The sequence below is a fragment of the Pantoea sp. Cy-639 genome (genome assembly GCF_011752525.1).
Lineage (GTDB): Bacteria > Pseudomonadota > Gammaproteobacteria > Pseudomonadales > Pseudomonadaceae > Aquipseudomonas.
The window spans coordinates 220,309-244,916 of sequence record NZ_VWXI01000001.1; the positions used below are offsets into that span (position 1 = coordinate 220,309).

The 24,608-nt window shown below is 67.4% G+C and carries 23 protein-coding genes; 8 read left to right on the plus strand and 15 right to left on the minus strand.

The features are described from left to right. Positions 1-199: 199 nt before the first annotated feature. Together F3J43_RS00885 and F3J43_RS00890 are read right to left on the minus strand one after the other, a co-directional pair. Positions 200-925 carry a hypothetical protein gene (locus F3J43_RS00885; RefSeq protein ID WP_166882936.1) on the minus strand — a complete coding sequence of 242 codons (726 nt, stop codon included), beginning with the start codon at positions 923-925 and terminating at the stop codon, positions 200-202. Positions 926-1,069: 144 nt separating this feature from the next. Beyond that, the gene (locus F3J43_RS00890; protein ID WP_166882937.1) at positions 1,070-7,408 is read right to left on the minus strand and encodes a non-ribosomal peptide synthetase; all 6,339 of its coding nucleotides are present in this window, start codon (positions 7,406-7,408) and stop codon (positions 1,070-1,072) included. Positions 7,409-7,833: 425 nt separating this feature from the next. Between F3J43_RS00890 and F3J43_RS00895 the strand changes: the two genes are divergently transcribed. Then, positions 7,834-8,610: a helix-turn-helix transcriptional regulator gene (locus F3J43_RS00895; protein WP_166882938.1), complete on the plus strand. Its 777-nt coding sequence runs from the start codon at positions 7,834-7,836 to the stop codon at positions 8,608-8,610. A 16-nt stretch (positions 8,611-8,626) separates the two neighbouring features. Then, positions 8,627-10,057: an efflux transporter outer membrane subunit gene (locus F3J43_RS00900; protein WP_166882939.1), complete on the plus strand. Its 1,431-nt coding sequence runs from the start codon at positions 8,627-8,629 to the stop codon at positions 10,055-10,057. On the opposite strand, the gene F3J43_RS00905 is transcribed toward F3J43_RS00900, so the two are convergent. From F3J43_RS00905 to F3J43_RS00925, 5 genes are all read right to left on the minus strand, one after another. Then, positions 10,027-10,779 (minus strand): AraC family transcriptional regulator, encoded by a 753-nt coding sequence (locus F3J43_RS00905; RefSeq protein WP_166882940.1) that lies wholly within the window; start codon positions 10,777-10,779, stop codon positions 10,027-10,029. The genes F3J43_RS00900 and F3J43_RS00905 overlap by 31 nt on opposite strands. 92 nt (positions 10,780-10,871) lie before the next feature. After that, positions 10,872-12,380 carry an MDR family MFS transporter gene (locus tag F3J43_RS00910; protein ID WP_166882941.1) on the minus strand — a complete coding sequence of 503 codons (1,509 nt, stop codon included), beginning with the start codon at positions 12,378-12,380 and terminating at the stop codon, positions 10,872-10,874. Further along, positions 12,370-13,506, minus strand: coding sequence for an HlyD family secretion protein (locus tag F3J43_RS00915; protein ID WP_166882942.1), 1,137 nt, complete (start codon positions 13,504-13,506; stop codon positions 12,370-12,372). Before F3J43_RS00915 ends, F3J43_RS00910 begins: the two co-directional genes overlap by 11 nt. A 156-nt stretch (positions 13,507-13,662) precedes the next feature. Continuing rightward, positions 13,663-14,535 (minus strand): alpha/beta fold hydrolase, encoded by an 873-nt coding sequence (locus F3J43_RS00920; RefSeq protein WP_166882943.1) that lies wholly within the window; start codon positions 14,533-14,535, stop codon positions 13,663-13,665. A gap of 18 nt (positions 14,536-14,553) precedes the next feature. Beyond that, positions 14,554-15,174 carry a LysE family translocator gene (locus tag F3J43_RS00925; protein ID WP_166882944.1) on the minus strand — a complete coding sequence of 207 codons (621 nt, stop codon included), beginning with the start codon at positions 15,172-15,174 and terminating at the stop codon, positions 14,554-14,556. A 183-nt stretch (positions 15,175-15,357) separates the two neighbouring features. Between F3J43_RS00925 and F3J43_RS00930 the strand changes: the two genes are divergently transcribed. Further along, complete coding sequence (locus F3J43_RS00930) at positions 15,358-15,837, plus strand: GNAT family N-acetyltransferase (protein WP_166882945.1); 480 nt, start codon at positions 15,358-15,360, stop codon at positions 15,835-15,837. A 174-nt stretch (positions 15,838-16,011) separates the two neighbouring features. Here F3J43_RS00930 and F3J43_RS00935 read toward each other — a convergent pair whose 3' ends face one another. Further along, the gene (locus F3J43_RS00935) at positions 16,012-16,443 is read right to left on the minus strand and encodes a general secretion pathway protein GspC (RefSeq protein ID WP_166882946.1); all 432 of its coding nucleotides are present in this window, start codon (positions 16,441-16,443) and stop codon (positions 16,012-16,014) included. A 116-nt stretch (positions 16,444-16,559) separates the two neighbouring features. On the opposite strand from F3J43_RS00935, the gene gspH reads away from it, so the two are divergent. Together gspH and F3J43_RS00945 are read left to right on the plus strand one after the other, a co-directional pair. Further along, the gene (gene gspH / locus F3J43_RS00940) at positions 16,560-16,994 is read left to right on the plus strand and encodes a type II secretion system minor pseudopilin GspH (RefSeq protein WP_205297553.1); all 435 of its coding nucleotides are present in this window, start codon (positions 16,560-16,562) and stop codon (positions 16,992-16,994) included. Further along, a complete protein-coding gene (locus F3J43_RS00945; protein WP_166882948.1) occupies positions 16,991-17,590 on the plus strand; it encodes a type II secretion system protein GspJ in 600 nt (199 codons plus the stop codon). The genes gspH and F3J43_RS00945 overlap by 4 nt, the downstream gene beginning before the upstream one ends. Here F3J43_RS00945 and F3J43_RS00950 read toward each other — a convergent pair. The 3 genes from F3J43_RS00950 to F3J43_RS00960 are packed head-to-tail and all read right to left on the minus strand — an operon-like array spanning position 17,583 to position 19,707. Then, positions 17,583-18,491, minus strand: a complete 909-nt coding sequence (locus F3J43_RS00950) for a FecR family protein (protein WP_166882949.1) — start codon at positions 18,489-18,491, stop codon at positions 17,583-17,585. The two genes, F3J43_RS00945 and F3J43_RS00950, sit on opposite strands and share 8 nt — an antisense overlap. 29 nt (positions 18,492-18,520) lie before the next feature. Next, a complete protein-coding gene (locus F3J43_RS00955) occupies positions 18,521-19,063 on the minus strand; it encodes an RNA polymerase sigma factor (protein ID WP_166882950.1) in 543 nt (180 codons plus the stop codon). Continuing rightward, positions 19,060-19,707 carry an STN domain-containing protein gene (locus tag F3J43_RS00960; RefSeq protein ID WP_205297554.1) on the minus strand — a complete coding sequence of 216 codons (648 nt, stop codon included), beginning with the start codon at positions 19,705-19,707 and terminating at the stop codon, positions 19,060-19,062. The genes F3J43_RS00955 and F3J43_RS00960 overlap by 4 nt, the downstream gene beginning before the upstream one ends. Positions 19,708-19,868: 161 nt before the next feature. Here F3J43_RS00960 and F3J43_RS00965 point away from each other — a divergent pair, with 161 nt between their 5' ends. Beyond that, positions 19,869-20,183: a hypothetical protein gene (locus F3J43_RS00965; RefSeq protein ID WP_166882952.1), complete on the plus strand. Its 315-nt coding sequence runs from the start codon at positions 19,869-19,871 to the stop codon at positions 20,181-20,183. 183 nt (positions 20,184-20,366) lie between these two features. Beyond that, complete coding sequence (locus F3J43_RS00970) at positions 20,367-20,765, plus strand: hypothetical protein (RefSeq protein WP_166882953.1); 399 nt, start codon at positions 20,367-20,369, stop codon at positions 20,763-20,765. Positions 20,766-20,835: 70 nt separating this feature from the next. Here F3J43_RS00970 and bla read toward each other — a convergent pair whose 3' ends face one another. The 4 genes from bla to F3J43_RS00990 all read right to left on the minus strand — a co-directional run bounded on the left by bla (position 20,836) and on the right by F3J43_RS00990 (position 23,677). Beyond that, positions 20,836-21,711 (minus strand): class A beta-lactamase, encoded by an 876-nt coding sequence (gene bla, locus F3J43_RS00975; protein ID WP_166882954.1) that lies wholly within the window; start codon positions 21,709-21,711, stop codon positions 20,836-20,838. 70 nt (positions 21,712-21,781) lie between these two features. After that, complete coding sequence (locus F3J43_RS00980) at positions 21,782-22,417, minus strand: glutathione S-transferase family protein (protein WP_166882955.1); 636 nt, start codon at positions 22,415-22,417, stop codon at positions 21,782-21,784. A 144-nt stretch (positions 22,418-22,561) separates the two neighbouring features. After that, positions 22,562-23,179, minus strand: coding sequence for a hypothetical protein (locus F3J43_RS00985; RefSeq protein ID WP_166882956.1), 618 nt, complete (start codon positions 23,177-23,179; stop codon positions 22,562-22,564). A 303-nt stretch (positions 23,180-23,482) separates the two neighbouring features. Beyond that, positions 23,483-23,677 carry a DUF1289 domain-containing protein gene (locus F3J43_RS00990; protein WP_166882957.1) on the minus strand — a complete coding sequence of 65 codons (195 nt, stop codon included), beginning with the start codon at positions 23,675-23,677 and terminating at the stop codon, positions 23,483-23,485. Between the two features lie 366 nt (positions 23,678-24,043). Here F3J43_RS00990 and F3J43_RS00995 point away from each other — a divergent pair, with 366 nt between their 5' ends. Then, the gene (locus F3J43_RS00995) at positions 24,044-24,580 is read left to right on the plus strand and encodes a heme-degrading domain-containing protein (RefSeq protein ID WP_166882958.1); all 537 of its coding nucleotides are present in this window, start codon (positions 24,044-24,046) and stop codon (positions 24,578-24,580) included. Positions 24,581-24,608: the final 28 nt, after the last annotated feature.

A 24,608-nucleotide genomic window follows, 5' to 3' on the forward strand; every position in this document is an offset into this window, starting at 1 on the left:
TAGGCAGCCACCCGCCTGGGTGAAGGGTGCATCGTCCTTGATGCGAAGCATCTTCCGGCACAACCGGAATATGCTTATAACGTTTTGCGAGGCGGATTCTGGGTGGCCTTCATGAAAATGTAAAACGCGGGGATTTCGGGGTTCTCATTACCCCAGCTAATGCTCCTCGTGACGCACCGGCCAGGCCTCGAGATCGCGCTCAGGGCCTTCCGGCGCGCAGCGCCAGGCTGCGGTAGCCAAGCACCAGCACCCCGATCACCAGCAGCGCCAGCAGTACCATCAGCTCGGTGCTGTAGCTGGCCACCAGCGCGGGGAAGCCGATGAACTCGCGGTAGACCTGGATATTGGCCTTGCCGTCGGCATCGCGGATGCCGATCCCGCCTTGGCGGATCAACGAGTAATCGGCGTCGAAATACACCCAGATCTTGCACACCCCGCCGGCTTCGATGACTGGGATGTCGAGGGTGTTGGTCGGTGCCTGGAGGATCGTGTCGTTCTGCGCATCGTCGCGGATCTGCACCAGCCCCTTGGCCGGCAGGCGTACCTGGACGGCCTTGGCCGGGACCTCGCGGGGGTTGCGCAGTTCGATCAGCAGGCCAGTACGGTGGTCCACCAACCCGGCCTCGAAGGGTTTGGCGAACAGTTGCAGGTAGGGCGCCTGGGCCAGGTCCACCAGCTTGTCGATCTGCGCATGGCTGAGGTTGCCGGCGCCGATCTCGCCGACTTGCTCGTGCAGGTGCTCGTACTTGAGCAAGTCGCTGGCCTGGCTGATGCGCTCGCTGAACTGGCTCGGGTAGGTCAGGTAGGCATAGGTCAGGCGTGCCTCGAGGCGGTTGCCGTCACGCACCAGCGTGTACAACCCGGTGGCGCAGGCCACCACGACCAGCAGGCCGACGAGCAATTTACCGACTTTTTCCCAACTCACCCTGGTGGTTCCTTAATTGTGTGCGGAGTCAACGAGACGCAATGGCTGGCAAAGGGTGCCAAGATCCGCAGTCCGGGGCAAGGGTCGAGGCTGCTCGACGTCATGACCGGCCTGTCGGCAGGGGCCGGCCATGACGTCAGGCGCTCAGAGCCGCCGGCGGCTGGCCAGGCCTGGAATGGTAGTCCGCGGGATGGCCACCCGCGCCTCGGCCTTGCGCGTGTGCGCCGCCAGCCCGGCCAAAGTCGGCTGGCTGAACAGCAGCCGGGCATCGGCCTGCAGCCCGGCCTGGCGCATGCGCGCCACCAGGTTGACCGCCAACAGTGAATGTCCGCCGAGCTCGAAGAAGTTGTCGTCGCGCCCTACCTGCTCGATCTTCAGCACCTCGGCCCACAACTGCGCCAGGGTCTGTTCCAGTTCGTCGCGCGGCGCCTGGTAGGCGCGGCTGATCACCGCCTCGGCATCCGGCGCCGGCAACGCTTGGCGGTCGACCTTGCCATTGGGACTCAGTGGCAGCGTGTCCAGCAGCACATAGGCCGACGGCACCATGTAGGCCGGCAAACGTGCCAGCAGGTAGTTGCGCAGCAGCTCCGGGGACGGCGCCGGCTGGCCGTCGCGACGGCTGGCATAGGCGACCAGGCGCTCGTCGCGCACCAGGGCCACGGCCTGGCCGAGGGCCGGATGCGCCGCCAGCAGTGCCTCGATCTCGCCCAGTTCGATGCGCAGGCCGTTGAGTTTGACCTGGAAATCGTTACGACCGAGGAACTCCAGGTCGCCGTTGGCCCGGTAGCGCACCAGGTCGCCGGTGCGGTACAGCCGGTCACCGGCAACGAACGGGCTGGCGATGAAGCGCTCGGCCTGCAACCTGGGCAGGCCCAGGTAGCCACGGGCCACGCCGATCCCGCCGATATGCAACTGGCCGATACAGCCCAGCGGCACCGGCCGGTCATGGGCATCGAGCACGTACAGGCGAGTATTGCCGATCGGCCGGCCGATCGGCGGTGCGCTGCCCGGTAGCGGCTGGTGCGGCTCCAGGGTCCAGGCAGTGCTGTCGACGGTGGCCTCGGTAGGGCCGTAGACGTTGTGCAGGCGCACCCTGGGCAGGCGCTCGCGCAGGCTCGCGGCCAGGGCCAGGGTCAGCTCGCCGCCCCCGCAGAAGACATCGGTCAGGCTGGTGCAGCCTGTCACCCCGGGCGTTTCGAGGAAGGCATCGAGCAACGCCGGGACGAACTTCACGCAGGTCACCTGGCGGTCCTGGATCAGTTGCACCAGATAGGCCGGGTCGCGATGCCCGTCCGGCCTGGCCAGTACCAGGCGCAGGCCGGCGCACAGCGGCCAGAACAATTCCCATACCGATCCGTCGAAGCTGAACGGCGCACGCTGCAGCAAAGCGCCATCGGGCCGCGGCGGGCACAGCGCCGAGCCCCAGTGCATCAGGTTGCACAAGCCACGGTGCTCGACCATCACCCCCTTCGGCGTGCCGGTGGAACCCGAGGTGTACATCACGTAGGCCAGGTGCCGGCCATTGAGCCCGGCCACCTGCGGGGCATGCGCAGGCTGTTGCCGCCAGTGCGCCTGGTCGAGATCGACGGTCACCGCCGCGCCCTGGTCGTCGAACAGCCCAGCGGTGGCACTGTGCACCAGCAACGCCAGGGGGGCGCTGTCGGCCAGCATGTAGTGCAGGCGCTCATCCGGATAGCCCGGGTCCAGCGGCACATAGGCAGCGCCGGCCTTGAGCACGCCGAGCAGGCCGATGATCAGTTGCAGGCCGCGCTCCAGGCAGACCGCCACCCGGGTGTCGGGCCCCGCGCCCAGTGCGACCAGGTGATGGGCCAGGCGATTGGCCTCGGCATCGAGCTCGCGGTAGGTCAGTTGCCCCTCCTCGCTCTGCAGCGCCACCGCGTCCGGGGTGCGCCGCACCTGGGCGGCGAACAACGCCGGCAGATGCGGGCAGGCTGGGTCGAGCGCCTCCTCGGTGTCGTTGAAGGCGAGCAGCAGTTGCTCGCGCTCCACGGCCGGCAAGGTCGAAAGCGTGGTCAGCGCCAGTGCCGGATCGTCTTCCAGAGCGTCGGCCAGGGCCTGCAAGGCGCAGGTCACATGCCCGAGCACCCGCTGCGCGCCAAGCGCGCGAGGCGCCCGCACCATCAACTGCAGGACATCGCCCTGCTCATCCACGGTCAACACCAGGGCGTGGCTCTGCACTTCGCTGGCCTCGACCAGGCTGACGCCTGCCAGCGCCGCGGTGTCCACCGCGGCACCGTGCCGATAGTTGAGCAGGCTGTCGAACAGTGCCACACCGGCTGGCAAGCCGCTGCAGCGCTGGGCCAGCAGCAGCGGCGCATCTTCATGGCCCAGCAAGGCGGCCAGTTGCCCGTGGGTATCGCGCAATGCCTCGCCGATAGCGCATTCGCCCAGGACGATACGGACTGGCAGGCTGTTGATGAACATGCCCAGGGCCCGCTCGGCCCCCTCGCCGGCCATGACCCGTCCCAGCAACACGGTCCCGAACACCACCTCCTCGCGTCCACCCAGGGCGCCCAGCACCTGGGCCCAGGCCAGGTGGAACAGGCTGCCCAGGCCGACATCCTGCGCCCTGACCAGGCGCCGCAGGCGTGCCGCCAGGGTCGTGGGCAGGGTGACGCCGTGGTTTTCCAACGGCTGCGCCGCCAAGGAACCCTCCGCCATGCCGGCCAGCTTCGCAGGCGCCTCCACCCCAGCCAGGCGCTGACGCAGGAACTGTTCATGAGCCGCCTGGCGCGCCGGATCGCGGCTCAGCGCGACATAGTTGCGGTAGCCCACCGGCGCCGGCAGCGTGTGCCCCTGGCCGGCCATCAGCGCGCCCAGCTCGCCCAGCAGCACCTGCACCGACACCGCGTCGTTGACCAGGTGGTGGAAGTGCAGCAAGCCCAGCCAACGCCGCTGCTCGAGGTCCTCGACGCAAGCCAGGGCCATCATTGGCGCCTGACGCAGGTCGAGCACAGGTGCCTGGTCACGCAACCGCGACGCGGCATCGCCAGACGCGGCGACGAAGTTCGCCCGAGGCAGCCGCACCTCGCGCCACACCACCTGCTGCGCCTGCTCCAGGCCCTCCCAGGCCAGGCTGGTGCGCAGGATGTCGTGGCGCGCGATCACCTGTTCCAGCGCCATGGCGAATGCCTCCAGCGCCGCCTGGCTGGCGAAGGCGAACAAGGCCTGCTGCTGGTACGGATCGCGGGCCTCGGTGAGGTGGTGGTACAGCAACCCTTCCTGCAACGGCGCCAACGGGTAGATTTCCTGCACGTTCGCGGCGCCACCGGGAATCGTCGCGACGATGGCGTCGATACTGGCCTGGTCGAGGGCGGCCAGGCTCAACAGTTCGGGGGTGATCCGCGTGCAGCCGGCCGGTACCCGGTTGCCCGGCACCTCACGCGCTGGCGCGGCATCGATGGCCGCCGCCAGGCTGGCCAGGGTCGGCTGACCGAACAGCACCTGCGCGTCGGCGCGCAGGCCCTGCTGGCGCATGCGCTCGATCAGTTGCACTGCCAGCAGCGAATGGCCGCCCAGTTCGAAGAAGTGATCCTGGCGCCCTACCCGCTCGACCTGCAGCAACTCGGCCCACAGCGCCGCCAGTTGCTCCTCGACGACGCCCTGGGGCGGCTCGTGGGCGCGCCGCACCGACGCCTCGATGCCCGGCGCCGGCAGGGCCCGGCGGTCGAGCTTGCCATTGGCGGTCAGCGGCCAGGCCGGCTGCGCGACGTAGGCTGCCGGCAGCAACGCCGCCGGCAGCTGGCTGCGCAGGTACTCATGCAGCGCCAGGGGTGTCACCGGCTGGTCGGCGATGAACCAGGCCGCCAGTTGCCCGTCGCGCAGCAACACCACCGCTTCGCGCACCGCCTCGTGGGCGACCAGGGCATTCTCGATCTCGCCCAGCTCCACCCGCACGCCACGGATCTTCACCTGGTCGTCGTTGCGCCCGAGGTACTCCAGGGTGCCGTCGGCCAGCCAGCGCACCAGGTCACCGGTCCGATACAGGCGCGCGCCCGGCGCTGGCGCAAAAGGATCGTCGAGGAAACGTTCGGCGCTCAGTTCCCGGCGATTGAAATAACCCCGGGCGACGCCGCCCCCCCCGATGTACAACTCGCCCATCGCGCCCGGCGGCAACAGCCGGCGTTGAGCATCGAGCACATACAGGCGGGTGTTGGCGATCGGTCCGCCGATGGCCAGCGGACCGCCTGTCCGGACCTCGCCGGAAGTCGCCACCACCGTGGCCTCGGTCGGTCCGTAATTGTTGACCACCCGGTAGCCGCCTTCGCGGGCCAGGCGACGCAGTCGGTCGCCCCCCACCAGCAAGGTCTGCAGGGTCGGATGTGGCTGCCCCTGGGCGAAGGCATGCTCGGCCACCGGCGTGGGCAGGAAGCTCACCTGCAAGGGTTGCGCACGCCACCACTGCAGCAGCGCATCGATATCCTCGGAGCCATCGCGCACCGGCGCCAGGTGCAGGGTCGCGCCGGCACACAGGGCCGGCCAGACCTCCCAGGCCATGGCGTCGAAGCCAAAGCCGGCGAGGCTGGAGGTGTGGCTGTCAGCGTCAAGGCCGAAGGCCGAGCAGTGCCAGTCGACCAGGTTGGCCAGCATGCGGTGCTCGACCATCACCCCCTTGGGCTGGCCGGTGGAGCCGGAGGTGTAGATGACATAGACCAGGCTGTCGCCGCCGAGCCCGGCCACTTGCGGGTTGGCCACAGCACTCGTCAGCGCAGGCAGGCGGTCGAGTTCGATGACCGGCAGATCACCCGGGGCAAGGCGTTCGCGCAGGTCGGACTGGGTCAGCAGCACCTGTGGCGCGCAGTCCGCCAGCAGGTAGGCCAGGCGCTCCCGTGGATGGGCCGGGTCGATCGGCACATAGGCCGCGCCGGCCTTGAGCGTCGCCAGCAGGCCGACCAGGGTGTCGAGTCCGCGCCGGGCGGCTACCGCGACCCGTTGCCCCGGCCCCACGCCCAGCCCCGCCAGCCGCTCGGCCAGGGCATTGGCACGCAGGTTCAGTTCGCCATAGCTCAGGCGTTGCCCGTCGTGCTCGGCGGCCGTGGCCTGGGGCTGCAACGCCGCCCGCGCTTCGATCCGCCGATGCACCAGCGGCTCGCCCTGCACCGCCTGACCGGTGTCGTTCCACTGCGCCAAGCGTTGCCGTTCGGCAGCGGTGAGGATCTCGAAATCGTCGAGCCGCAGGTTCGGCTGCGCCAGCCCCTGCGCCAACACCTGCAGCAGGCGCTCGGCGAACGCCTCGACCTCGTCCTCGGCCAGCCAGCCCAGGTTGTGCACCAGGTGCAGCCAGGCCTTGCCGTTGTGGCGGTTGCTGCGCAGGTAGATCGACAGCGGCGTCGGCTCATGGTCGTTGCTGACCTTGACCGTGTGGGTCGGCAGCGCACCGTAGCGGAGGTCGTTGCCCTCCTCCTCGTAGGAGACAGTGACCTCGAACAACTGCGCACGCTCCTCGCGCAGCAGTCCCAGGCTGCGATTCAACTCGCTCAGTGCCAGGCGTTGGTGGCGCAGGTCGCGCCGCAGGGTGCCGGCAATGGCGTGCACCAGTTCGGCGAAGCTCAGCGTGCGCGCGAAATCCAGGCGCAGGGCGCTGACCTGGGTGAACAGCCCCAGCGTCGCCTTGTGCTTGCCGGTGCGGTTGCGCACCGGCAAGCCGACCACCCACGCATCACGTTGCTCGGTACGGCAGAAGCACACGTGAAGGGCCGCCAGCAGCACATGCAGCGGCGAGGCCTGCTGCGCCGCCGCCAGGCTGCGCATGGCCGCCAGCAGGTCGGGGGCAAAGTCGCGATCGAGTGCCCGGCTGGGGGTCGTCGTACCCTTCAAGCCACGCTCGCGCTGACGCAGCAACACATCCGGCAGCTCGCGATAGCTGGCCAGCCAGTAGTCGAAGTCGCGCCGCTCGCGTGCCGAGCCCTGGTAGAGCTGGTCCTGTTCGATGAAGTCACGGTAGGAGGTGGCCGTCGCCGGCAAGGGGCGCCCCTGCTCCAGCAGGCCGTAGTAGCGCCCGAGCAGATGAAAGAACTGCTCGAAGCCCCAACCGTCGAGGATCAGGTGATGGGCCTGGGCAGCCAGCAGGTAGCGCCGCTCGCCCACGCGCAGCAGGGCAATGCGCAGCAACGGGCCCTCATACAGTGCGAACAACTGACGCATCAGGGCCTTCATCAAAGCCTGGGCCGCAGTGCCCGGCTCGGCCTCGCCGCGCAGGTCGTGCTCATCCAGCTCGATCTGCAAGTCGGCGTCGAAACGCTGGCGTGGCAGGCCGTCGGCCCCCTTGACCAGCACCGTGCGCAGGCCGTCATGCAGGCGCACCAGATGAGCCAGCGCCCGCTGTAGTCGCCCGCTGTCCACGGCGCCATCGAGTTCGACATAGCCGCCGATGTTGTACAGCGGCGAATCGCCGTGACTGAGCTGGTCCAGCCAGATATCGCGCTGGGCGCAGGTCAGGGCAAAGGTGTCGGCGGCAGACATGGGGGCTTCATCCTTGAAACGGGTCGTCCGCGGATTCAAGCACCGCCCCCTGCCCCTGTATGGCCCCCCAAACCCGGACAACCACCCTGCTGGGAAATGCCGTGTGCACTTGCTGATTTTTTTGTAGGACTTTCACCATTTTCTGCCACCGGCAGGGTCCTACCGCGCTCCGCTGGCAGCGGAAAATGCTGCGATAGCGGCAAACTCTGTCGCCAATTGTCGAACAACCAGACCATATTGAGCCAAACCTTGTCGGCAATACCGACTTTTACAGTCGGATTAAATCGCTTTTCCTGTCCCCGGTTTCCACTACAGACGCAGGCAAGGAGCCTGCTTTCCAATAGCGCAAACACCCAGAACAGAGAGGACTCGACCGCGAGACCCGCCCGCCGCGACGGCCGAAATATCAAGGAAGACTCAGGACTATGAAGCTGATCGACAGCCTCGAACACCGCCACGACCCGCTGCTGTACCTGCAGTTGGGCGAACTGGTAGCCAGCACGGGCGACAGCGCCTTTGCCGAACACATGTTCCAGCTGATCGGCGCCCAGGTGCCCATCCACCGGCTCGACCTCAGCGAATGGACACTCGACAGCCATCGGGCCAGCATCAGCCAGATGATCGTGCTCGGCAGCGCCGGCCTGCGCGAGGATTTCTCCGCGCCAGACCTGGCCCACCCGCTGCTGCAAGGCATCATGCGCATGGAAGACCCGCTGCTGATCCAGATCAACGCCCCCGCCGGCGCCCACCGCTCCCGGCGCGAGGCCCACCAGTGCAACCTGGTGGCACGCAAGGGGGACCGGCGCTGGGTCATCCGCTGCCACCGCCTGCCCTGTCAACGGGCGTTCTCGCTGGCCGAACTGTCGCTGCTCAAAAGCCTGTCGGACACCTTGCTGCCGCTGGTCGAACACCACGCGCAACTGCTCCAGCAAACCAGCACCCGCCGGCCGGGCGCGGCGCCGATAGACGAAGCCGGCTCGCTGCGGCAACTGTTCATCGAGCGCCTTAACCAGGACGCGATCCGCCTGTCGAGCCGCGAGCAGGAAGTCTGCGTCGGCCTGCTCACCGGGGGCACGGTGCCGGAGATGGCCCTGCGCCTGAACGTCAAGAACAGTTCCGTGGAAACCTACCTCAAGCGCGCCACCGCCAAGCTGGGGGTCAGTGGTCGCCACGGCCTGGCCCGCTGGATGGCCGGCGCCTGATCACCGAGAGTGCCCGATGCGACGATTCAGCCTGACCTTGCTGGCCGCCTTGCTGGCCGGCTGCACCCTGGCGCCGGACTACCAGCGCCCGGCTTCGCCCAGCGCCACGCGCTATCCCACTGGCGAGGCCTACGCCGACGGACCGGCCGCCGACACCCTGCCCCGCGACTGGCAGGCAGTGTTCCATGACCCGACGCTGCGCCAACTGCTGGCCAAGGCCCTGGACAACAACCGCGACCTGCGGGTGGCCGCGCTGAATGTCGAGGCCTACCGCGCCCAGTACCGCATCCAGCGTGCCGAACTGTTGCCGAAGATCGCCGCCAATGCCCAGGGCACGCGCCAGTACCTGCCGCGCAAGCGCACCGGCGCCAAGGGCATGATCAGCAGCCAGCAGTCGGCGACCGTCGGCATCAGCGCCTATGAACTGGACCTGTTCGGCCGCCTGCGCAGCCTCACCGACCAGGCGCTGCTCGACTACCTGGCCACCGACGAGGCGCGCCGCAGCACCGAGCTGGGCCTGATCAGCGGTGTCGCCGGCGCCTACCTGACCTGGCGCGCCGACCAGGAGTTGCTGGCCCTGTCGCAACGCACCCTGGCGGCCGACGAACAGAGCCTGCGCCTGACCCAGCGCCAACGCCGCACCGGCACCCTGTCGGCGCTCGACGAGATCCAGGCCACCACCCGCGTCGACAGCAGCCGCGCCGCCGTCGCCCGCTACACGCGCCTGGCCGCCCGCGACCTGAACCAGCTCAACCGCCTGGTCGGCGCCGAGGTCGCCAGCGACCTGCCGGCACTGCCACTGGCCGACGAGCAGATCGCCAGGCTCCCTGCCGGCCTGCCCGCCGACCTGCTGCAGCGGCGCCCGGACATCCGTCAGGCCGAGTACCAGCTGCGCGCCGCCAACGCCAACATCGGCGCGGCGCGGGCAGCGTTCTTTCCGAGCATCAGCCTGACCGCCAACGCCGGCAGCAGCAGCCGCGAGCTGGCCGACCTGTTCGACGCCGGCACCGGTACCTGGCTGTTCCAGCCGCAGATCAACCTGCCGCTGTTCAACGCCGGCAGCCTGCGCGCCAGCCTCGACTACGCCAAGGTGCAGAAGGACATTCAGGTGGCGCGCTACGAGAAAGCCATCCAGGGCGCCTTCCAGGAAGTTGCCGACGGCCTTGCCGCGCGCGCCACCTACCAGCACCAGCTCCAGGCCCAGCGCAGCCTGGTCGCGGCCAGCCAGCGCTACCACGACCTGGCCGAGCATCGCTACCGCACCGGCATCGACAGCAGTCTGACCTTCCTCGACGCCCAGCGCTCGCTGTTCAGCGCCCAGGAAGGACTGATCAACGACCGCCTGGCGCAACTGCTGGCCGAGGTGAACCTCTATGCCGCCCTGGGTGGCGGTTGGGACGACATTCCCGTGCTGGCCTACCAGCGCTCGGCGGCCCTGCCGAAGTAGACCGACGGCGACACCCCGAGGGTACGGCGGAACATGGCACTGAACGCGCTGGGGCTGTCGTAGCCCAGGTCCAGCGCCACCTCCAGCACCGATTGCCCGGCGGCCAGGGCGTCCAGGCTCGCCAGCAGGCGCATGCGCCGCAGCCATTGCACCAGGCTCAGGCCGGTCTCGCGCTGGAAGGCACGGGTCAGGGTGCGCGGATTGAAGCCGCAATAGGCGGCGGCACGGGTGAGCGACCAATCCTCGGCCGGTGCCTGGCGCAGCGCCTCGCACAGGGTTTGCAACGGCGCCGAGCGGGGGCTGGGCACATGCAGGGCGAACACCGGCAACACCCGCAGCTCGTCGAGGATCAGTTGCATGATGCGCCCGTCACGGCCCTGGGGCAGCGGCTCGGGAGCGATGTCCATGGCGCGGATGATCAACTCGCGCAGCAGCGGCGAGATCTCGATCACCTGGCACTGGCGCGGCAGGTCGGGCCGCGCATCGGGGTCGACGAACAAGGTGCGCATGCGCACCACCCCGGCCATGCTCAGCTCGTGCTCGGTGGCCGCCGGCACCCACACCCCGCGCCCCGGAGGCACCACCCAGCTGCCCTCGCGGGCATTGACCGTGACCACGCCGCTGATGGCATGGATCAGCTGGGCGCGGTCATGGCAGTGCGGGGCGATGTGCTCGCCGTGACGGTAGTTCTCGGCAAGCGGGAGGATCAGCGGACGGGTCATGGGCACGCTTCTGCTGCAGGTGATGGGGGATAGTGGCAGGCCCGGGGCGGGCCCGCCAGTGGAATGACCGCGGTTATCGCCGGCGGCCCCGGCTAGCGACTGCGCAGCAGCAACGACGCCGCCGCGCACCCCAGCAGTGCCACGCAGGACAGGTAAAAGGCATCCGAATAGGCCATCAGGTAGGCCTGCTCGCGCACGCTCTGGTCGATCAACGCCAGGGTCTGCATCACCTGTGGCGACTGCGGGTCGACCATCCCGCCCGGCAGGCGCTGCTGCAAGGCGCTGTCGAACAGCGTCAGCCCTTCCCCCACCCGCACCGAATGAAAACGCTCGCGCTGCGACACCAGTTGCGTGAGCAACGCCGTACCCAGCGCGCCGCCCAGGTTGCGCAGCATCGAGATCAGCGCCGAGGCCGAGCCGGCCTGGGCCTTGTCCAGGCCTTTGACCGCCAGCACCGACAACGCCACCATGATCAGCGGCTGGCCAATGCCACGTACCACGGTCGAGGGGATGATCACGTTGCTGCCCGCATCCACCGTCAACTGCGAGCCCAACCAGCAACCCAGGGCCATGATGGCGAAGCCACTGGCCACCAGCAGCTTGGCGTTGAGCCAGCGCATCAGCCGCGGCAGCAATGGCGCCAGCAGCAACTGGACCAGCCCGTAGGCGATCAGACTCTTGCCGATCTCGCTGGCACTGTAGCCCTGCACCAGCGACAGGTAGTTGGGCACCAGGAACACCAGGCCGAAGGTAGCCGCGCCGAACACCGCCATGGCCAGGCTGGCCACGCCGAAGTTGTAACTGCCGAGCAGGCGCAGGTTGATGAATGGCCGTGCGCCCCACAACTGGCGCTGGATGAACAGGGCCAGGGCAACCACCGCGACAACGCTGAAGGCGACGATGAAGCGCGAGTCGAACCAGTCCTTGCGTCCGCCCTCCTCCAGCACCACCTGCAACGCCCCGAGCCCCAGGGCCATGGCCACGATGCCCAGCCAGTCGGCCTGACGCAGTGCGCCACGGTCGCCGGCCTGGCCCTTGATCGACCAGGCCACCGCCGCCAGCAGCGCCGCCCCGGGCGGCAGTTGCAGAAGGAAGATCCAGCGCCAGGAGTACATGTCGGTGAGCCAGCCGCCGATCGAGGGCCCTGCGGCCTGGGCGACGCTGTTGGACAGGCTGAACAGCGCCATCCCCAGCGGGATGCGACTGCTCGGCAGCTCGGTGATGATCAGTTGCATCGACAGCGGGATCAGCACCGCCCCGGAGGCGCCCTGGATCACCCGCAGGCTGATCATCGTCTCCAGGCTGTTGGCCAGGGCGCAGCTCACCGAGCTGACCAGGAACACCGCCGAGCCCACCAGCATCACCCGCCGTAGCGAGAACACCTGCACCAGCCAGGCGGTCAGCGGAATCATGCTGATCTCGGCCACCAGGTAGGCGGTGGAGATCCACGAGCCCTCCTCGAAGCTCGCACCCAGCGCGCCTTCGATTTCCGGCAGCGCGGCACTGGTCACGTGCACGTTCATGCCGGCCATGAAACAACCGAACAGGCCACCGATCACCGCCACCCAGGCCCGGGCGGAAACCTTTTCCTCAGCGCTCATCGCGGGCCTGCCGAGTGTCCACGGTGGCGATCACCGACATCCCCGGGAGTAACCGGGGCGTGCCATCGGCCGTCGCTGCGAGCTGGATGCGCACCGGGAAGCGCTGGACGATCTTGGTGAAGTTGCCAGTGGCGTTGTCCGGCGGCAGCAGCGCGAACACCGCGCCGGAGCCGGGCGAGACGCTGTCCACCGTGCCCTGCCAGTGCTGGCCGAAGGTGTCCACCTCGAGGGTCACCGGCTGGCCGGGACGCATGTGCGCCAGTTGGGTCTCCTTGAAGTTGGCAACCACATAGGCCTGGGCCACGGGCACCACGGCCAGCAACGGCAAGCCCGGGGTGACATATTGCTGCTGGCGCACCTTGCGCTGGCCGACCACGCCGTCGAACGGCGCGCGGATCTCGGTGTCAGCCAGGGCGCTGCGGGCCAGCGCTGCCTCGGCACGGGCCTGCTCGAGGTCGGCCTGGCGCTGTTGCAACTCGGCTTCCAATTGTCGGCCCTGCTGCGCCAGCACGGCCTTTCGCGCATGCTGGCGAGCCAGTTCGGCGTCGGCGGCACGCTGCAAGGCGTGGGCCTGAATGCGCGTAGCCCGGGCCTGCTCCATGCGCTGCACGCTGGCCGCCTGCCACTCGGCCAGGCGCTGGTAGCGCTGCCAGTCGGCCTCGGCCCGCTGCGCCTCGCCACGGCTGCCACCGCGCTCGGCCTCGGCACGGGCGATGGCCTGGACTTGCTCGTCCTGCTCGGCGGCGAAGGTGCGCAGGCGCATCTGCTGCACCTGCACCGCCGCCTCGCTCACCGCCAGACGTGCCTCGGCCTTGCGCAGATGGTCGCGAAAGTCGCGCTCATCCAGGCGTACCAGCAGGTCACCGGCCTTGACGGTGGCGTTGTCGGCCACCGTCACCTCGGCCACATAGCCGCTGACCCGGGCACTGATCGGCGCCCAGTCGGCGCGTACGTAGGCGTCGTCGGTCTGCTCGAGGAAGCGGCCATCCAGCCACCAGTAGCCGCCATAGGCCGCCAGCAGCAGCCCCAGGCCAGCGCCCAGGCCTAGGCGCAGCAGGCGCTGGCGTCTGCGGGCGCGGATCTGTTCGAGGGTATGCTGGGGATCTGGGCTGACCGCCTGGTTCATGCTGGGCTCCGTCCGATGAAGGGAGCGCCAGATTAAGGAAATCTGCACTTGTCTATCGCTCGCGAATCAGCCATCGAACATCGCGAAATGGACAACAGTTCAAGATCCCAGCCTTATCTGACAAGCAGTCTTAGTGGCTTCCCACTTGAATCACCGTCACGGCTGTAGGCAGGCCAGGATCTGTTCCGCGGCGGCAGCAGGGTCCTCCTGCATGAAGCAATGCCCGCCCGCCACCTGCCGGGCGCTCACCTGCGGGTTGAGCCGCACCAGCCGTTGCACCGAGCGTGGCACGAACGGATAGGTCCGCTCGCCGTAGAGGATGCAGGTCGGCGTCTGGATCCGCGCCAGTTGCTGCCACATGCGCTCGGGGAACGAGCTGAAGATCTCCACCTCGCGGCTGGGCCGGCATTTAAGCACCACTCCCTCGCCGCAGTCACCGATGGCGTGCTCCACATAGGCATGCAGCGCCGTATCGGTCCACCCTTTGAAGATCCCCCGCCCCTGCAACGAGGCCAGCGCCGCCTGGCGATCGGGCCAATGGCTGCGCCGCGTCGCCGCCTTGCGCGCCAGGCCGTGGCGACGGTGCAACCCGACCAGCGCCGCCGCCCCCAGCACACCGAGCATGGCACGGCTGAACAGGACCGGGTCGAGCAGCACCGCACGCTGGAACAGCCCGGGCCGGGTCGCCAGGATCAATGCGCTCAGCACCCCGCCGAAACTGTGCCCCAGCGCCAGCCGCGGCACCTCGCCATACTCGCCGCGCCCGGCCTCGAACGCCTCCACCGCCAGCGCCGCGCTGCGGTTCCAGCCGACGAAGCTACCACCATGATCGCTGTCGCCATGACCCTGCACATCGCTCAACCACAGATCGAAGTGCTCGGCCAGGCGCAGCAGCAGCGGCTGGTAGGCCAGGCTGCAGAAGCCGTTGCCATGCAGAAAGTGCAGCAGTGGCCGCCCGCTGGCCGGCGTACGCCAGCCCCGCAGGGTAAAGCCTTCGGCGCACTCATGGGACCAGGGAATCAATTCCATCTACAACACTCGTCGACGCTAGGAAAACGCCGATTCTACAAACAGCAGCGGATACAGTGAAATCACCAGCAGCACGGCCATCAGGACATTGAACAGCACCACCGCACGCGGATTGCGCAACAAGTTGCGCAGCGCGCTGCCGAACATCACCCACACACCGACGCTGGGCAGGTTGACCAGGGCGAACAGCGCGGCGATCACGACCACGTTGAACACATAGCCCTGGGCCGGCGTATAGGTGGTGATCGCCCCCACCGCCATGACCCAGGCCTTGGGGTTGACCCACTGGAACGCCGCCGCGCCCCAGAAGCCCAGAGGCTTGCGACTGGCGTCGAGCTCGCCGGACATCGGCCCGGAAGTGGCGATCTTCCACGCCAGGTACAGCAGGTAGGCCGCGCCGGCATAACGCAGGATGCCGTACAGCGGCGGCCAGGCCTTGAACACTTCGCCCAGCCCCAGGCCCACCGCGAGCACCATGACCATGAAGCCGACGCTGATGCCCAGCGCGTGGGGAATGCTGCGGCGCACCCCGAAGTTCAGCCCCGAGGCCAGCAACATGGTGTTGTTCGGGCCGGGCGTGATGGACGAGACGAAGGCGAACAGCACGAAGGCGCTGAGCAGGTCGAGGGAGGCAAACATGGCGGGAGTACCGGGTTCTGGTTATCGTTCGACCACGGTAGCGGAGTGGCAAGGCCAGCAACCGGTACAGTTACCTAAAATTAAACAGATACACATAACTGCACCGGTCGATTGTATCTGGCCTCGGCAGGCCTGCGCCATGCCGTTACCATGGCTGCCACAACAATCACAGGGAAGCCCGCCATGAGCCTGACCATTCGCCCCGCCGTGCGCAGCGACGCCGCGCAGATCCTCGCCTTCATCACCGAACTGGCCGACTATGAGCGTGCCCGCCACGAAGTGGTGGCGACCCTGGCCGACATCGAGCACAGCCTGTTCGACGAAGGCAGCACCGTGCGCAGCCTGATGTGCGAACGCGACGGCCAGGCCATCGGCTTCGCCGTGTATTTCTACAGCTACTCCACCTGGCTGGGGCGCAACGGCATCTACCTGGAAGACCTGTACATCACTCCCGAACAGCGCGGCGACGGCGCCGGCCGCACACTGCTGCGGCACATCGCCCGCGAGGCGGTGGCCAACCAGTGCGGGCGTCTGGAGTGGAGCGTGCTGGACTGGAACACCCCGGCGATCGGCTTCTACCAGTCGCTAGGCGCCGCGCCGCAGGACGAGTGGATTCGCTACCGCCTCGATGGCGAGGGGCTACGCCAGTTCGCCGAGGGTTGAGGGCGACGCTGGACAACGACACCCGCCGGCACGAAACTGCCCGGTTCGTACAGGTGATTGGTGATTTTCCCGAAACAACTGCGCAACTTCTTGCGCAGTCCACTGAAAAGTCAAAATCCTGAAATCCAATATTCTCGAATATCAATAGATGACTCGATAAAGCACTTGCTGCCATCAAGGTTCGCGCTCATTCCCCCAGAACGAAGTACGCGTCAACACCGGTACTTCGACCCGGCGACGCTGACCGGCGTATTCGATCAGCAGTCCACCGGCCTCGATCGCCAGCAAGCGCACGCCACGGGCCAGTTCTTCGCCAGTGCGCACCGCGCGGGCCGGGCCGCCGTCCAGGCTGACGATGGCCACCGCGCCCTGGCTGCCGGCCATCACACCGCTGACCTTGATGTCCACCTGGGCCGGCAAGTCGGCGAACCAGCGCCCCGCCGGCGTGTCCCCCAGCACTTGTAGTGCAGGCGCCTCTGGTGCGGCAACCACCGGCGACCGCTGCAACAGGAGGCTGGTCCAGGTCGCCAGCCCGGCGGCGGCGGCCAGTAGCCCCAGGCCCTGCAACAACAGGCCAGGGGAAATCGAGAAACGGTCGAATCGCATGGTCGCGGGCTCCTTGTGCGCCAGGCCCCGAGCATACCGGGCAATGTTCACGGTTTTGTTTCACATCACGATCATCTTGCCCAGGCATGCTGGCCGCCTGGAGCAGGAGCGAGCATGTGAACGGACAACGAGGTTTCACCCTGATCGAACTGATGGTGGTGCTGGTGATCGTCGGCATCGCCAGCGCCGCCATCAGCCTGAACATCCGCCCCGACCCGGGCAAGCACCTGCGTGCCGACGCCGAGCGCCTGGCCCGCCTGCTGGAGCTGGCCCAGAGCGAGGCCCAGGCCGATGGCCAGGCGCTGCGATGGCAGAGCGACCAGGACGGCTATCGCTTCGTCCGCGCCGACGGCCAGGTACTCGACGAGGGCCCCTTGAAACCCCGCCATTGGCAGGCCAGGCCGGTCAGGGTGCAGGTAGAACCACGCGGTTCGGTATGGCTGGACGGCGAATGGATCGGTACCCCGCTGACGCTGTACCTGAGCAGCGGTGCACTGCGCCTGGAGCTGGCGCGCGGCGCCGCCGGGCAGGTGCGGGTGAGCCAGCCATGAACCATCGGCGACAGTCAGGCTTCACCCTGATCGAGGTGATGATCGCCATTGTGCTGATGGCGCTGGTCAGCCTGATCGCCTGGCGCGGGCTGGACAGCGTCAGTCGCGCCGACCGCCACGTACGCCAGGCCAGCGAGGACAACCAGGCGCTGCTGCGAGTGTTCCAGCAACTGGAGCGCGACCTGGCCCTGCGCGCCACCCTGGAACTGGCCGAACCCGCCCTGCCCGGTCGCGAGCCGGCGGGCAAGCCGCTGCTACCTGCGGTGCGTGTGCGCGCCGAGCGCCTGGAACTGGTGCGCAGCGGCGCCGAGCCAGGAAGCGGCCTGCAGCGGGTGCGCTGGTATGTGCGTGGCGGCACCCTGTATCGCGCCGCCGCGCCAGTACGCGAGCGCTATCCATTGCCGGCGCCGAAGGCCGCAGTGGCGGTGCTGGACAACGTCACGGCCTTCGACCTGAGGAGCTGGCAACCCAAGGCCGGCTGGCACACGTCAGCCGGAGAGGCCAGCGACAATCCCGCCGGGCTGGAAATACGCCTGACCTGGCGCGGCCCCCAGGGCGACGAGGTCTATCGCCAGGTACTGGGGCCGTTCAACTGACCAACACCACGCCCCCTGGCAATTCCAGGCAACGTGCGCCATAGGCGCTGCGGATCAGCTCCGCCGCCTGGGGCAACTGGTCGAAACTGAAACGCGCCTGCACTCGACGACGACCCAGCGACGGGTTGAGCAATACCAATCGTCCCGGCCGGTAACGGTTGATCTCGTCGATCACCTGGGCCAGCGGTGCATCGCGGAACACCAGCATGCGCTCGCGCCAGGCCATGACCTGGCTGGCATCGAAGGGCTGCGCGGCGCCGATGCGCTGGGCGCCGTAACGCAGTTGCCGACCTGCCGGCAACGCCTCGACCTGGCCCAGGGCAGCAATCCGCAGTTCGCCGCTCAGGCAGGTGACGCAGACGCCGTCGTCGTCCTCGCGCACATTGAAGCGCGCCTGCTCGGCGCTGATCACGCCCTCCGCGGCACGTACCTGCACCGCCTGGCTGGCCTGCACCTCGATCTCGCCACTGAGCAGGGCGATGCCTTGTGCCTGGCGACCGATCCGGGTGCGCACGTTCAGTTCCAGGTCGATGCCCGGCGCCAGTGCGACACGGCGTTGCTCGCCGGGCTCGGTTTCGAATGCCACCGCTGGCGCCGCGAAGTCCTCGAACAGACCGCCGCGCCAGACGAGCAAGGCCGCCGAAGCAGCTACCGCCCCGCCCAACAGGGCCCGACGGTTGATCCGCGTCATGGGAGCTGCCTGCCGAGCCTGGCGCGCCGCCGGCTCCAGGAGGCGCCAGAGCATGCGCGCCTCGGCGAAGGCTTCGGCATGCGCCGGACTGCGCGCGCACCATTGCTGCAGAGCCAGGGCATCGTCCTGGGTGGCCTGGCCGGAGGTCAGCCGCACGAGCCAGTCCTGGGCCTGGCGCTGCAACTCGGGATCGGGCGAGATCTGGGGCATGGTGCTCACATGAGGAGGTCGACTATTGATCAAGACGGTTTTCCCGCGCCGGGACCGAAGCGCTGAAACACTTTTCGATCCAGACGCATCGCGCAATGGCCCAGGGCAGCCTTGAGTTCTTTCTCCACGGTGCGCGTGGAAATGCCGAAGCGCTGGGAGATCTCCTGGTGCGAAGCCTCTTCCAGGCGCGCGGCGATGAAGATCCGCCGGCGCCGGGCCGGCAGCTCATAGAGCGCGCCGAGCAGATTCTGGATCTCGCGCTGGCCACCGACGATACGTGCCGGGTCCTGGTCCTCGGCCACTTGCAGCAGGGTTTCGATCTCGGCCCCGGTCAGCAGCCGTGCATCGGCCTCGCGACGGTCGGCGGCGACGTTCAGCGCCATGCGATAGAGGTAGGCGCCGGGCTTCTGCAGATCCTGCGCCGCGTCCATGCGGTCGACCCGCAGGTAGGTTTCCTGCAGTACATCGTGGGCCAGGTCATCGGAGCCGAGCCGGCGCTTCAGGCGAATCCTGAAGGCATCGTAGGAATTCAGAAACAGCTTGAGCAGCGCACTGTCCCGAGGTTTGTTCATGCCGCCGCAGCTCCTTGCGAAAATGGGCAATCCATAGGTACCGGGCGCAGCAGCAAGGTCAGCGGCTGCGCCAGGGATGTCGGCGGTGCCCGTTCCAGGCGCACCGCGCGCAAGCGTTCGATCACGGCCACGTCGCGGGCATGATCGCCAGTCGAGGCCAGCAAGCGGCTCTGCACCAGTTGGCCACGTGCATCGATCCATACCTGCAGGGCCGCCCGGTAGTTGCCAGGACGGGTCAGTGCCGAGCCACACAACGCATGCTCGACGGCCTGTTGCAACACCACGCCATAACTGTCCGCCGAACCGCCCGGGGCATGGCCGCGCGCCGTAGCGCCACGCAGGCGCAGCGGCTGCACGGTGAATCCGCCGGCCACACCGTAGCGCGCCTCGAGCCCGGTGCCCTGGAGCAGGCGCTGCAGCCCTTCACGGGCCGGATAACGCCCCTGCACCGGGCTGGAGCGTTGCCCGGCCAGCAAAGCCTGGTCGACCAGTACCGCCAGCCCGCTCTGCCGGGCGAAACGATCCAGGGCCATGTCCAGGGGTTGCGCCGGGATGTCGAGGGTCAGCAGGCCATGGCCACGCGCTGGCCACGAAACCAGCAGCCAGGCCAGCAGCACGAGACCGGCCACAAGGAATGCACGCACGGATGAGCAGGCCTCCTTGCTTGGCCGCCGTTGCCGGGGAAGTGTCATCCTGGGGCCTGTGTATGACGCGGTGGTGACAGCCGATGGCAACCAAAGCTTCACCCCGATGCCAGGTGACGCGGGCTAGACTCTGGCTTCGGGCCAATCGAGGAGCGAGATGCATGTCAAGGTTATCGAGGGCCGCCCTGCCCTTGCTGCTGGGTTGCGCACTGCCGGTATTCGCTGACGATTCCGGGGCCGGCAAAGGCTGCATCGACGTGCAGGTCGGCCAGGCGCGGGCGCTGGCCTATGACTGCCTGACGCAGACACTGCGCGGAGGGGATCAACGGGCTGCCGAGCGGTTGCGCGAGCAGACCGATCCGGCCCAGCAGCTCAGGCGCAGGTCACCGAACCAGTTGGGGCTGGCGACGCCGGCAGCGACGTCGACCCGAATGGGCAGCGGGTTCGGGGTGTCGGTGGTACCGCAGCGGCCTTAGGGGGCGCACTGGGGGAGCGCGCTCCGGGGCGCCAGAAATATCTGGTAACACGCTGAGCATACTGACTATTTTGCGACGCCCGGCCAGAACTTTTGCCACGGTGCCGGTCTATGGCTAGGCGTGGGTCGCGGTCCTGCAGCCCGATGGCCACGCGCCCGACTGTCCATAGAGGTTGTCTTCGCCATGAAAATCCCTGCCCCTCGCATGCTGCTGCTCGGTCTGCTCGCACTCGCGGCGGTCGGCTCGGCGTCTGCCGCCCAGATGCAGGCCCAGGGCCCTGCCCCGGCGCACGCGCTGGCGACCGTGCAGCCGCCATTGCAAACGCCGGCCTCCCCCTGGCCGAACCTGGCCAGCGGCACGGCGCAACAGGGCGGGCCGATGCTTGCCCATGACGACCGCTACTGGCGCGACGGCCGCTGGCACTATCGCCGGGACGACTGGCGCGAGGAACAGTGGCGCCGTGAACAATGGCGTCGCGAGCAGCATCGTCGGGAAGTGGAGCGCCAGCGTTACTGGGAACGTCATCACGACCGTGCCATGCACCATCGCTACCAGGATGATCGTCGCTACTACCGGCGCTGAAGCCGCGCCCAGGCACACGCCAACGGCCGACTCGCAGATGACGCCAAGCCCCGTCACCCGAAGCGGGGGCTCAGCCCTTCCAGGTATCCACCACCACGCGGGTCGCCTGGGCGATCACTTCGCTGTTCCACGCCGCGCTCTTCTCCTGTGCGCGGCTGAACACCACCAGGATCCACGGTGCCCGTCCCTTCGGCCAGATGATCGCGACATCGTTGGCCACGCCATAATCCCCCGACCCGGTCTTGTCCCCCACCACCCAACCCTGCGGCACGCCGGCACGGATGCGGCTGTCGCCGGTGGTGTTGCCCTTGAGCCAGTCGCGCAACTGGTCCTGGGCACCGGCCGGCAGGCCGTTGGTCAGCAGCAGGCGCTGCAGGGTGACACCCATGGCCTGCGCCGTGGTGGTATCGCGTGGGTCGCCCGGCAATGCGCTGTTCAGCGTCGGCTCGTTGCGATCAAGGCGGAAACTCGGATCGCCCAGGCGTCGGGCGAAGGCGGTCAGTCCGGCCGGGCCGCCCACCAGTTCCAGCAACAGGTTGCCGGCAGTGTTATCGCTGTACTGCAAGGCAGCGGCGCAGAGTTCGGCGACGGTCATGCCCGCCCCGGTGTGCTTTTCGGTGACCGGTGAATAGACCACCAGTTGGCCAATGTCGTAGGGGATCTGGCGCTCGAGTAATTTAGGATCCGTCTGACTCTTGTGCAGGACCGCTCCGACAAGGACAGCCTTGAACGTACTACAAAAGGCGAAGCGCTTGTCCGCACGATAGGCCAGGCGCTTGCCGCTGCCGGTATCGAGGGCCCAGAGGCCGAGAGTGATGCCGGCAGCGTGTTCAAGCTGTTGCAACTGACGTTGCAGCGAGTTGCCCGCCCAGGCAGGCAGCGCCAGGGCTGCAGCACCACCCAGCCCCCCCTGCAAGAGGTGACGGCGGCTGATGGTCGATGGCATGGTCTGCTCCCTGGGACAATGGACGAGGCGCGCAGGCTAGAGGTTTTTACCGTGTAAGCCAAGGCCCCCTTCAGGGCCCAGTAGCCGGTGCCGGCAGGCGGATGCCCCGCTGCACGCCAGGACGCTGCGCCACTCGGGCATACCAGGCTTCAAGGTGTGTGTAGCGACTGAAGTCGAACGCCACCAGACGGGCAATATGCAGCCAGCCGAATGTGGCGATGTCCGCCATCGAGTAGGCCTCGCCGGCCAGCCAGGGATGACTGGCCAGACGCTGGTCGAGCGTGGCGAAGGTCGCCTCGGTCAGTGCCTGGTAGCGGTGAATGGCGCAGGGGTTGGGCGGGCTGTCGAAACACTCGAAATGCACCCGCTGCCCCAGCAGAGGCCCCATGCTCGCGCTGTGGTACATCAGCCAGGTGATTACCGCCCAGCGCTCCTGAGGCCCCTGCCCGAGCAACTGCCCGCTCAGGTGCGCCAGGTACAACAGAATGGCGGCGGACTCGAACAACACGATATCGGCCGCACGGTCGACCAATACCGGAATACGCCCGCTGGGGTTGAGCGCGAGAAACTGCTCGGCGCGATGCTCACCTTGCTCGATGCGCACATGGTGCAAGGTATAGGGCAGGCCGAGCTCCTCCAGGGCGATGGTGATCTTGAAGCCATTGGGTGAACTGTCGGTATAGAGAACCAGGTCGGGGGCTGACATGCCGTACTCCTTGCAGGGCTGGTGCGACGCTGCACCTGGTCGCCATGCTAGGCACTGGCCCCGGCGTGGAAAAACGATATCTAGCCCCTGGGACTTTAGATTTTCTATATCGATGCAGTCCGCTCTAGCAGGCACGCCCTCATATCAGAGGCTGGTTTCTTCGACAGCGTCCCTGACGGGCTGCGGGTAATGGGTGGTTAGCACTGCCCAGTGCAGGCTCTGCGAGCCAGGTACCCGGCCACCGCAATGGCTCGTCTGCCGATAGGCATCTGCCGCCCCCGCCACCCGCTCGAGATGCTTGTCCCAGCGCTCGTCAGCGAAATTCACGCCAACGATGATCACACTGCCAGTGGATACCTTCTCCGCCTGGGACCTGAGCCGGCTCATGTACCAATAGTCATCGCTGGCACTGTTGAACATCTTGCCTTGGTTGCGATTGGCGAAAGGCACCTTGATCTCGATGAAGTGATAGCGCCCCTCCAGGTCACTGACCCACAGGTCGCAGCGCTTTTCCCGGATGTCCATGCTCGCTCGACGTTGATCGAGGGCCACCCCATATTCCACACCGATGTCGCCATACTCGCCGGCACAGGTGGCGCGAAGTCCATGTTCGCGGATCAGCCAGAAATAGAACTCGAACTTCAACCAGCCTTCGAAACCATTGCCCAGCACTTCCACGGACGCAGGCAAGTTGCCCCGTTCGGCCGTCCAGGATTGCAGGAACTTCTCGAATTCGATCCCGACATCGGCAACACCCGGCATCTCGTGCACACCTTGCAGTGAAAGGCGCAGACAATATCATACGGCCATCAATCGCCCCAGGCAGGCCCTGCATGCCCGCTATTGCAGGGCTTCACCGCGTCGCGGATAGACTGTGCAGCCCCCTCCCGCCACCACCGCCTTGCTGCTGATGATCGACTCGAGCCTGGTGATGATGACCTGGCAGTTAACAGATACTCGCCCCGCCAGACCAGCAGCGCGCCGGTGATGCATACGTGCATCGCAGCAGAACCAGACCGACAACTGAGGCCGAGCGCGCGAGGGAAAGACGCAGCCCGGTGATCGTCAGTTGCCGCGCTTGTCCTGTTTCTTCTGGTAAGCCTTCAACCGCGTACCCGCGCGCTGCACGGTGGCCATCTTCTCCGGCCGCTTCATGCTCCGCCAACGGCGGATTTCTTCCCGGCTGCGTCCGCAACTGGTGCATATTTCGCTGTTGAGCTGGCACAGCGAGACGCAGGGATTTTCGATGTCTTTGGCCATGGTCGCGCTCCGTCGAGGGGCGCGTAGGGTACCCGGTCAGCGACGCCCTGTCCTTCACCCGCAAGCGCCAGGACATGCGCACCGGATCCACTTGCCGGCGCCACGACATCGGTAGCGGCCTGCGAGGCGACGAAAGGTCGCCCCCTTGCCTGCCAAGGCTCGCGGCCCGGCAGTGGGTTATCTCGCCACGCTGAACCACAGGTGAAATGGAGCCGTGCTGCTACGCTGCACAAAAGATGAAAAACCTTTCATTTGACACCGCCCTGGGAAGTCCTACGGCAGGACAAACCCATCGCAGCGCCACGCAGGATCGCCAAGCGCCTTGTTGCACGGAAGCTTCATCGTTACCCGCGGGAGGAGCTTTCCATGACACTGGCCGAAGACCTGGCGCTGCTGATCCAGCAGGAAAAGACCCTGCTGTTCGACCATTTCGACGAAGACGTGGCCTGGCAACTCGGCTCGCTGCTGCAACAGCGAGCCGAGGCCGAAGGCTGGCTGCTGGTGATCGATGTGCGTCGTTTCGACCGCCCGTTGTTTCTCGCCGCCCGCCCCGGCGTGACACCGCACAACCATGACTGGGTGCGGCGCAAGAGCAATACCGTACAGCGCTTCCAGTGCAGCTCCTACCGCATCGGCCATCAACTGGCCATGGACCAGAAGGACATCGCCCAGCGCTACAACCTGTCGCCGGCCGACTATGCCAGTGCCGGCGGCGGTTTCCCGATCACGGTCAAGGGCGCCGGGGTGATCGGCAGCGTCACCGTGTCCGGCCTGCCTGAACGGCAGGACCATCAGGTCATCATCGATGCCTTGTGCACCCTGCTCGGCCATGATCGCGACGCACTCTCGCTGGCAGCACATACCCACGCGCCGGCGCCGCGCAAGGTCGCGCAGGCAAGTTGAACGTGGTTCTGGGTGGGCGCCGGCGGAC

Bases quoted from the DNA above. Each gene is read 5' to 3' on its own strand.
- F3J43_RS00970 (WP_166882953.1), top strand. From the start codon at position 20,367: ATGAAAATCCCTGCCCCTCGCATGCTGCTGCTCGGTCTGCTCGCACTC.
- F3J43_RS00985 (WP_166882956.1), bottom strand. From the start codon at position 23,179: ATGCCGGGTGTTGCCGATGTCGGGATCGAATTCGAGAAGTTCCTGCAA.
- F3J43_RS00955 (WP_166882950.1), bottom strand. From the start codon at position 19,063: ATGAACAAACCTCGGGACAGTGCGCTGCTCAAGCTGTTTCTGAATTCC.
- F3J43_RS00965 (WP_166882952.1), top strand. From the start codon at position 19,869: ATGTCAAGGTTATCGAGGGCCGCCCTGCCCTTGCTGCTGGGTTGCGCA.
- F3J43_RS00905 (WP_166882940.1), bottom strand. From the start codon at position 10,779: ATGACCCGTCCGCTGATCCTCCCGCTTGCCGAGAACTACCGTCACGGC.
- F3J43_RS00950 (WP_166882949.1), bottom strand. From the start codon at position 18,491: ATGCCCCAGATCTCGCCCGATCCCGAGTTGCAGCGCCAGGCCCAGGAC.
- F3J43_RS00935 (WP_166882946.1), bottom strand. From the start codon at position 16,443: ATGCGATTCGACCGTTTCTCGATTTCCCCTGGCCTGTTGTTGCAGGGC.
- F3J43_RS00910 (WP_166882941.1), bottom strand. From the start codon at position 12,380: ATGAGCGCTGAGGAAAAGGTTTCCGCCCGGGCCTGGGTGGCGGTGATC.
- F3J43_RS00980 (WP_166882955.1), bottom strand. From the start codon at position 22,417: ATGTCAGCCCCCGACCTGGTTCTCTATACCGACAGTTCACCCAATGGC.
- F3J43_RS00945 (WP_166882948.1), top strand. From the start codon at position 16,991: ATGAACCATCGGCGACAGTCAGGCTTCACCCTGATCGAGGTGATGATC.
- bla (WP_166882954.1), bottom strand. From the start codon at position 21,711: ATGCCATCGACCATCAGCCGCCGTCACCTCTTGCAGGGGGGGCTGGGT.
- F3J43_RS00895 (WP_166882938.1), top strand. From the start codon at position 7,834: ATGAAGCTGATCGACAGCCTCGAACACCGCCACGACCCGCTGCTGTAC.
- F3J43_RS00925 (WP_166882944.1), bottom strand. From the start codon at position 15,174: ATGTTTGCCTCCCTCGACCTGCTCAGCGCCTTCGTGCTGTTCGCCTTC.
- F3J43_RS00915 (WP_166882942.1), bottom strand. From the start codon at position 13,506: ATGAACCAGGCGGTCAGCCCAGATCCCCAGCATACCCTCGAACAGATC.
- F3J43_RS00900 (WP_166882939.1), top strand. From the start codon at position 8,627: ATGCGACGATTCAGCCTGACCTTGCTGGCCGCCTTGCTGGCCGGCTGC.
- F3J43_RS00920 (WP_166882943.1), bottom strand. From the start codon at position 14,535: ATGGAATTGATTCCCTGGTCCCATGAGTGCGCCGAAGGCTTTACCCTG.
- F3J43_RS00890 (WP_166882937.1), bottom strand. From the start codon at position 7,408: ATGTCTGCCGCCGACACCTTTGCCCTGACCTGCGCCCAGCGCGATATC.
- F3J43_RS00990 (WP_166882957.1), bottom strand. From the start codon at position 23,677: ATGGCCAAAGACATCGAAAATCCCTGCGTCTCGCTGTGCCAGCTCAAC.
- F3J43_RS00930 (WP_166882945.1), top strand. From the start codon at position 15,358: ATGAGCCTGACCATTCGCCCCGCCGTGCGCAGCGACGCCGCGCAGATC.
- F3J43_RS00995 (WP_166882958.1), top strand. From the start codon at position 24,044: ATGACACTGGCCGAAGACCTGGCGCTGCTGATCCAGCAGGAAAAGACC.